The sequence below is a fragment of the Gilliamella sp. X-57 genome (genome assembly GCF_057063565.1).
Window position 1 is genome coordinate 55,022 of record NZ_JBXSQI010000019.1, and the last position, 6,718, is coordinate 61,739.

6 protein-coding genes are annotated in these 6,718 nt (G+C 35.8%); all 6 read left to right on the top strand.

Features of this window, described 5'->3' with window-relative positions; all coding sequences use genetic code 11:
- Positions 1-48 precede the first annotated feature (48 nt).
- The 6 genes from hfq to purT all read left to right on the top strand — a co-directional run bounded on the left by hfq (position 49) and on the right by purT (position 6,425).
- Positions 49-294 (top strand): RNA chaperone Hfq, encoded by a 246-nt coding sequence (gene hfq / locus ACYIAL_RS09720; protein ID WP_065638023.1) that lies wholly within the window; start codon positions 49-51, stop codon positions 292-294.
- A 20-nt stretch (positions 295-314) separates the two neighbouring features.
- Entirely contained in the window at positions 315-1,610 is a 1,296-nt protein-coding gene (gene hflX / locus ACYIAL_RS09725) for a ribosome rescue GTPase HflX (protein WP_483751562.1), read from the top strand.
- Positions 1,611-1,633: 23 nt separating this feature from the next.
- A complete protein-coding gene (gene hflK / locus ACYIAL_RS09730; RefSeq protein WP_483751563.1) occupies positions 1,634-2,863 on the top strand; it encodes an FtsH protease activity modulator HflK in 1,230 nt (409 codons plus the stop codon).
- 10 nt (positions 2,864-2,873) lie between these two features.
- Positions 2,874-3,836 (top strand): protease modulator HflC, encoded by a 963-nt coding sequence (hflC, locus tag ACYIAL_RS09735; protein ID WP_483751564.1) that lies wholly within the window; start codon positions 2,874-2,876, stop codon positions 3,834-3,836.
- Positions 3,837-3,856: 20 nt separating this feature from the next.
- Entirely contained in the window at positions 3,857-5,155 is a 1,299-nt protein-coding gene (locus ACYIAL_RS09740; RefSeq protein WP_483748158.1) for an adenylosuccinate synthase, read from the top strand.
- 88 nt (positions 5,156-5,243) lie between these two features.
- Positions 5,244-6,425: a formate-dependent phosphoribosylglycinamide formyltransferase gene (gene purT, locus ACYIAL_RS09745; RefSeq protein ID WP_483751565.1), complete on the top strand. Its 1,182-nt coding sequence runs from the start codon at positions 5,244-5,246 to the stop codon at positions 6,423-6,425.
- Positions 6,426-6,718 lie beyond the last annotated feature (293 nt).

Sequence of the window (6,718 nt, forward strand, 5' to 3'; positions counted from 1 at the left end):
AATGTATTTATTTTATCTTCATATAATTATTTTTTAAAGGATAAACTTATGTCAAAAGGGCAGTCATTACAAGATCCTTATTTAAACTTGCTTCGTCGAGAGCACATTCCTGTATCAATCTATTTAGTTAATGGTATCAAGCTACAAGGACAAATTGAATCATTCGATCAGTTTGTTATTTTGTTAAAAAATACTGTAAGCCAAATGGTATATAAACATGCTATCTCGACAGTCGTACCATCTAGACCTATTTCTGGATTGGTATCTCAGCCTGAAGAGGGAGCTGAAAGCTGATATTTCAGTGGAGAATCTGATTGTTTGAACGATATAAAGGCGGTGAAACTGCCTTATTAGTCCATGTATTCTTCCCTCAAGAAAGTGATATCGAGGATCTTAAAGAGTTTGAAGTATTAGTTTCTTCAGCTCAAATAGATATTCTCGATATCATAACAACTTCAAGAAAATCGCCTCAAACCAAATATTTTGTTGGTGAAGGTAAAGCGCAGGAAATCGCTGAAAAAGTTGATCAACTTGATGCTTCCGTTATTTTAGTAAATCATACTTTAACCCCCTCCCAAGAACGCAACCTAGAACAGTTGTGTAAATGTCGTGTTGTTGATAGAACAGGATTGATTCTTGATATTTTTGCACAACGAGCCAGAACACATGAAGGTAAATTGCAAGTCGAGCTAGCGCAGTTACAACACCTTTCAACTCGATTAGTCCGAGGTTGGACGCATTTAGAACGACAAAAAGGGGGAATTGGTTTACGTGGTCCTGGTGAAACGCAACTAGAAACAGATAGACGATTGATTCGTCATCGTATTCAGTTGATTTTATCAAGGCTGGCAAAAGTCGAAAAGCAGCGAAATCAAAATCGTCAATCAAGAAATAAAGCTGATCTATCAACAGTATCTTTGGTTGGTTATACTAATGCGGGTAAATCAACACTATTTAATGCATTAACAAATGCTGAGGTGTACGCTGCTGATCAGTTATTTGCTACGCTCGATCCAACGCTACGGCGGATTACTGTTGATGATGTTGGGGAAGTTGTTTTGGCTGATACTGTTGGTTTTATTCGTCATTTACCCCACGATTTAATTGCCGCTTTTAAAGCGACACTACTTGAAACGCAAGAAGCCACTTTATTATTACATGTTATTGATGCTGCTGATCCAAATATATTGGATAATATGCATGCTGTTGATGAAGTGTTGCTTGAAATTGATGCCAATGAAATTCCAACATTACTCATTATGAATAAAATTGATTTAATTGAGGGTAAGCAGCCAAGTATTGATCGGGATGAAAATGGCATACCAATTCGAGTTTGGATTTCAGCGCAAAATAGTTTAGGATTGGATCAATTATTTATTGCTTTAAAAGAAAGGTTAGCCAAGCAAATTCAAGTTTGCCATTTAAGTTTACCTGCTCATTTAGCAAGACTTAGAAGCCGTTTATATCAGTTAAACGCGGTAGAAAATGAATTTATTAATGAGGATGGTAGTTTTCATTTAGATGTGAGAATTCCCTCAATTGAATGGAATCGCCTCTGTAAACAAGAGCCAGATCTGTTATACTTGATCAATAAGCAAAATAACAACTAATTGTTAAATGGAGCATATAAAATATGGCGTGGAATCAGCCCGGAAATAACGGACAAGATAACGACCCATGGGGAAATAATAACAAAAAACCAACAAATAATTCATCTGGTGGTTTATTTGATAAAATTAAAGACCTCTTAAAAAAAGGTAATTTAGGCAATAATAGAGGGACCTCTGGAATTAAATTACCAATGAATACTACTAAAATTATTATATCTATAATCGCTTTATTTGTTCTTGTTTGGAGTGTCAGCGGTTTTTATACCATTAACCAAAGTCAACGCGGTGTGATTACTCGCTTGGGGCAAGTCCAACCAGAAATTATTCAACCTGGTTTAAATTGGCATCCACCATTGATTGATAAAGTATATAAAGTTGATACGCAAGGTACGCATAATTTTAATGTAAATGGTTTTATGATAACAACTGGTGAGGATCTAGTCTTTGTTGAGATGAATGTTCAATATCGCATCAGTAATCCTATAAAATATTTATTTAATGTCACTAATGTTAAAGATAGTCTACAACAAGCTGCTGATAGTGCTTTACGTACTGAAGTGGGTAGCTCAAGTATGGATGATATTTTAACTGATGGACGTTCAGCATTGGAAACCCGTACAAAAGATGAGTTAGTCAATGTTATCAATAATTATGATATGGGAATTAGTATAGTGGATCTTAATTTCCAATCAGCTCGTCCTCCTGAAGCAGTACAAGAAGCCTTTAATGATGCAATGAATGCTCGAGAAGACAAAAAACGTGAAATAAATAAAGCTGCTGCAGAAAAAGTTCAACAAGTACAACAGGCAGAAGGGCGCTCTGCAAGAATTTTAGCTGATGCTAATGCTTATAAGGTTAGAGTGGAACTCGAAGCTGCAGGAGATGTGGCTCGTTTTGAAAAAATCTTACCACAATATAAAGCAGCACCAGAAATCACTAAAGAACGCCTATATATTGAAACCATGGAAAGAGTATTATCTAAAACCAATAAAATTATAGTTAATGATAAAAGTGGAAATTTAATGGTATTGCCTCTAGAACAATTATTAAAAAATAAAAATGACAAAAAATCTGAAACAATGACTTTATCAAACTCAAATAGTGAATCTAATTTTAATGCGCCGATCTCCTCTGAAACGATAAAAGATCAACCTCTGGCAACGCAAGTATCCCCAAAAGAGGTTAACAGCAGCACCAATAACACTATTAACGCGGGCAATACTACACGGACTCCGCGGTTTATGGGAAGATGAGGAGAAAAATATGCGCAAATTATTGATTCCTACAATATTGATTTTAATCGGTGTGTTTTTTTCTAGTGCTTATGTTGTTGAAGAAGGGACCTGTGGCATCGTTTTACGTTTTAATAAAATTATAGAATTATCTAGTCCTGGATTACATTTTAAAATACCAGGAATGGATAATGTAAAAGTTGTTGATGCTAAAATCCAAACGACAAATAGTTCTGATAGTGCAGGTCGAGAACAAAAGTTCATAACACGTGAAAATAAAGATTTAGTTGTTGATTATTTTGTACAATGGAAAATTGTTGATTTTAATCGATACTATGAAACTATTGCTGGTGGTAATAGTGTTGAAAACCTGTTACTTGCACGCTTAAATGGTCGTTTAAGGGCAGAAATTGGAAAATTAGATATCATCGATATTATTAATGACACAAATAATAATTCTCGTAATTCTATAATGACACGGGTAAAAGAAGCATTAAATGGCACTGCTCAGGAAGAGTTGGTAAAAAGCGAATCGGTTGAAAAGTTTATTAGTGAGACTGAAAAAGATTCTGAAAGTAATAAAACAAGTATGAGATCTTTTGGTATTGAAGTCATTGATGTTCGTATAAAGAAAGTAAACTTTCCTCAAGAAATATCTAATTCAATTTATGAACAAATGAAAGCGGCTCGAAAAGTTGTTGCACAAAATCAACGTTTTCAAGGTGTTAAAAAAGCGGATGAAATACGAGCAGAGACTACGCTAGAAGTAACAAAGATATTATCCGAAGCTGAACGCCAATCTCGAACTATTCGTGGTGAAGGCGATGCAAATGCCGCTAAGCTTTATGCAGATGCTTTTGGTAAAGATATGGAGTTTTTTAGCTTTATTCGTAGTCTAAAAGCTTATGAACAAAGCTTTACAGGTAATGATATTATGGTCATTAGTCCTGATAGTGAATTTTTTCAATATATGAAATTAAAATCTAATAACTAATTGAATGAGATAAATAATCTATGAGTAATAATGTTGTTGTGCTAGGTACACAATGGGGTGATGAAGGCAAAGGTAAAGTTGTTGATTTACTCACAGAAAAAGCAAAATATGTTGTTCGTTATCAAGGTGGACATAATGCTGGCCATACATTAGTGATTAATGGTGAAAAAACCGTATTACATTTAATTCCATCAGGAATCTTACGCAATGATGTGATAAGTATTATTGCTAATGGTGTTGTACTATGTCCTGATGCCTTAATGAAAGAAATGAACGAGTTAGAAAAAAGTGGTATTCCTGTTAAGGAAAGACTCCTTATTTCTGAATCATGCCCTTTAATTTTACCCTACCATATTGCATTAGACCAAGCGCGAGAAAAAGCGCGTGGCAGTAAAGCCATTGGAACAACAGGTCGCGGTATTGGTCCTGCTTATGAAGATAAAGTGGCACGGCGTGGGCTTCGAGTTGGTGATTTATGTGATCGCCAAGCTTTTGCCGAAAAATTAAAAGAAGTAATGGAATATCATAATTTCCAATTAGTTAATTATTACAAAGCAGAAGCCGTAGACTATCAAAAAGTTCTCGATGATACATTAGCGATAGCTGATATTTTAGTTGCTATGATTGCCGATATTCCTGCTCTTTTAGAAGAAGCACGCAAAAAAGGTGAGAGAATTATGTTTGAAGGGGCACAAGGTACATTACTTGATATTGACCATGGGACTTATCCTTTTGTTACTTCTTCTAATACTACCGCTGGCGGTGTCGCAACAGGTTCTGGTTTTGGTCCGCGTTATGTTGGTTATGTACTAGGTATTGTCAAAGCTTACTCTACACGTGTTGGTGCAGGCCCGTTTCCTACTGAATTATTTGATGAGACTGGTGAGTACTTATGTAAGCAGGGTAACGAATTTGGTGCAACAACAGGTCGTCGTCGTCGTACTGGATGGCTTGATGCTGTTGCTGTTCGCAAGGCTGTACAACTTAATTCTGTTTCAGGATTTTGTTTAACTAAACTTGATGTGTTAGATGGGCTTAAAGAAGTTAAGATCTGTATTGGTTATCAATTACCAAGTGGTGAAGTTATCAAAAACGCTCCTGCGGCAGCTGAAGAGTGGAGTTTAGTTAAACCTGTTTATGAATCAATGCCTGGCTGGAGTGAATCAACCTTTGGTATAAAAAGTTATGATGCTCTTCCACAAGCAGCTAAAGCTTATATTAAACGGATTGAAGAGTTAACCGAAACACCAATTGATATTATTTCAACAGGACCAGATCGAAGTGAAACAATGATTTTACGTGATCCATACCAAAACTAACTTAGCATCAATCAAATCGGGATAATTGTCCCGATTTTTTGTTTTTAGGATGTTGTTTTCTAGACAATTCACTGTGTAAGAGGAATTTATGACTAAACTAGGAACGCCATTATCACCAACTTCAACTAAAGTATTACTTTGTGGTGCGGGCGAACTTGCTAAAGAAGTTGTCATTGAGTTACAACGATTGGGGTGTGAAGTTATTGCCGTTGATCGTTATGCAAATGCGCCTGCGATGCAAGTTGCTCATCGGTCTCATATCGTTAATATGCTTGATGGGGATGCTTTAAGAAAAGTCATTGAAGCAGAAAATCCAGATTATATTGTTCCAGAAATTGAAGCTATTGCAACATCTACACTAATTGAGTTGGAAGAAAAAGGATTTACAGTTATTCCAACAGCAAAAGCAACACAACTTACCATGAATCGTGAGGGAATTCGTCGACTTGCAGCGGAGGAGTTAAAATTACCAACGTCACCTTATCGATTTGCTGCAAATGCAACTGAATTTAGAGAAGCAGTCAAAGAAATTGGTTTTCCTTGCTTAGTTAAACCTGTTATGAGCTCTTCTGGTAAAGGACAATCATTATTAAGAGGCGAAGCTGATATTGAATCATCATGGAAATATGCACAAGAAGGTGGAAGAGCTGGTAGTGGAAAAGTTATCATTGAAAGCTTTATTGATTTTGATTACGAAATTACTTTACTTACAGTTAGGCATATTAAGGGTGTGTCATATTGTGAAGCAATAGGGCATCGTCAAGAACAAGGTGATTACCGAGAATCTTGGCAACCTCAGCAGATGTCTGATAAGGCATTAAAACAGGCAAAAGATATTGCAGCTAAAATAACAGATGCATTAGGTGGTCGAGGGTTATTTGGTGTTGAATTGTTTGTTAAAGGTGATCAGGTATGGTTTAGTGAAGTATCACCTCGTCCGCATGATACTGGCATGGTGACATTAATTTCACAAAATCTATCTGAGTTTGCACTACATGCTAGGGCAATATTAGGCCTGCCCATTCCTATTATAGAACAATATGGACCATGTGCATCAGCTGTTTTATTAATTGAAGGTGATTCAAAACAAGTCACTTTTGCTAATCTCGATAAAGCATTAAGCGAATCGCAAACTGATTTGCGTTTATTTGGTAAACCAGAAGTGAAAGGTACTCGCAGAATGGGGGTTGCGCTAGCGAAGGCTTTAACGGTTAACGATGCAATTATTAAAGCCATTAATGTAGTAAAACAACTAAAAATAACCCTATAATGAACTTTTTTGTCTGAAAAGTAATCGTTCAATTCAAAAAAAGAAAAAATTATAAAATAGGGGTTGACGTATACCAGTGAAGTAAGTAATATACGCAACCCTTGAGACAGTAAACTAAATTAACAAAAAGTTGATTAGATATTGAAGCTGTTAGCTCTTTAAAAAGAAGAAACAGACAATCTGTGTGGGCACTTGCGAGACAAAGAATGAAAAGTCTACGGACTCAAAAATTAAGTCTTGATAAGTGACACTGAAGATTCATTTGAATATGTCAGAGACAGTTATTGAGCATC

Excerpts from the sequence above, each read along its gene's own strand:
- hflK (WP_483751563.1), top strand. The coding sequence starts at position 1,634 with ATGGCGTGGAATCAGCCCGGAAATAACGGACAAGATAACGACCCATGG.
- hfq (WP_065638023.1), top strand. The coding sequence starts at position 49 with ATGTCAAAAGGGCAGTCATTACAAGATCCTTATTTAAACTTGCTTCGT.
- ACYIAL_RS09740 (WP_483748158.1), top strand. The coding sequence starts at position 3,857 with ATGAGTAATAATGTTGTTGTGCTAGGTACACAATGGGGTGATGAAGGC.
- hflC (WP_483751564.1), top strand. The coding sequence starts at position 2,874 with ATGCGCAAATTATTGATTCCTACAATATTGATTTTAATCGGTGTGTTT.
- purT (WP_483751565.1), top strand. The coding sequence starts at position 5,244 with ATGACTAAACTAGGAACGCCATTATCACCAACTTCAACTAAAGTATTA.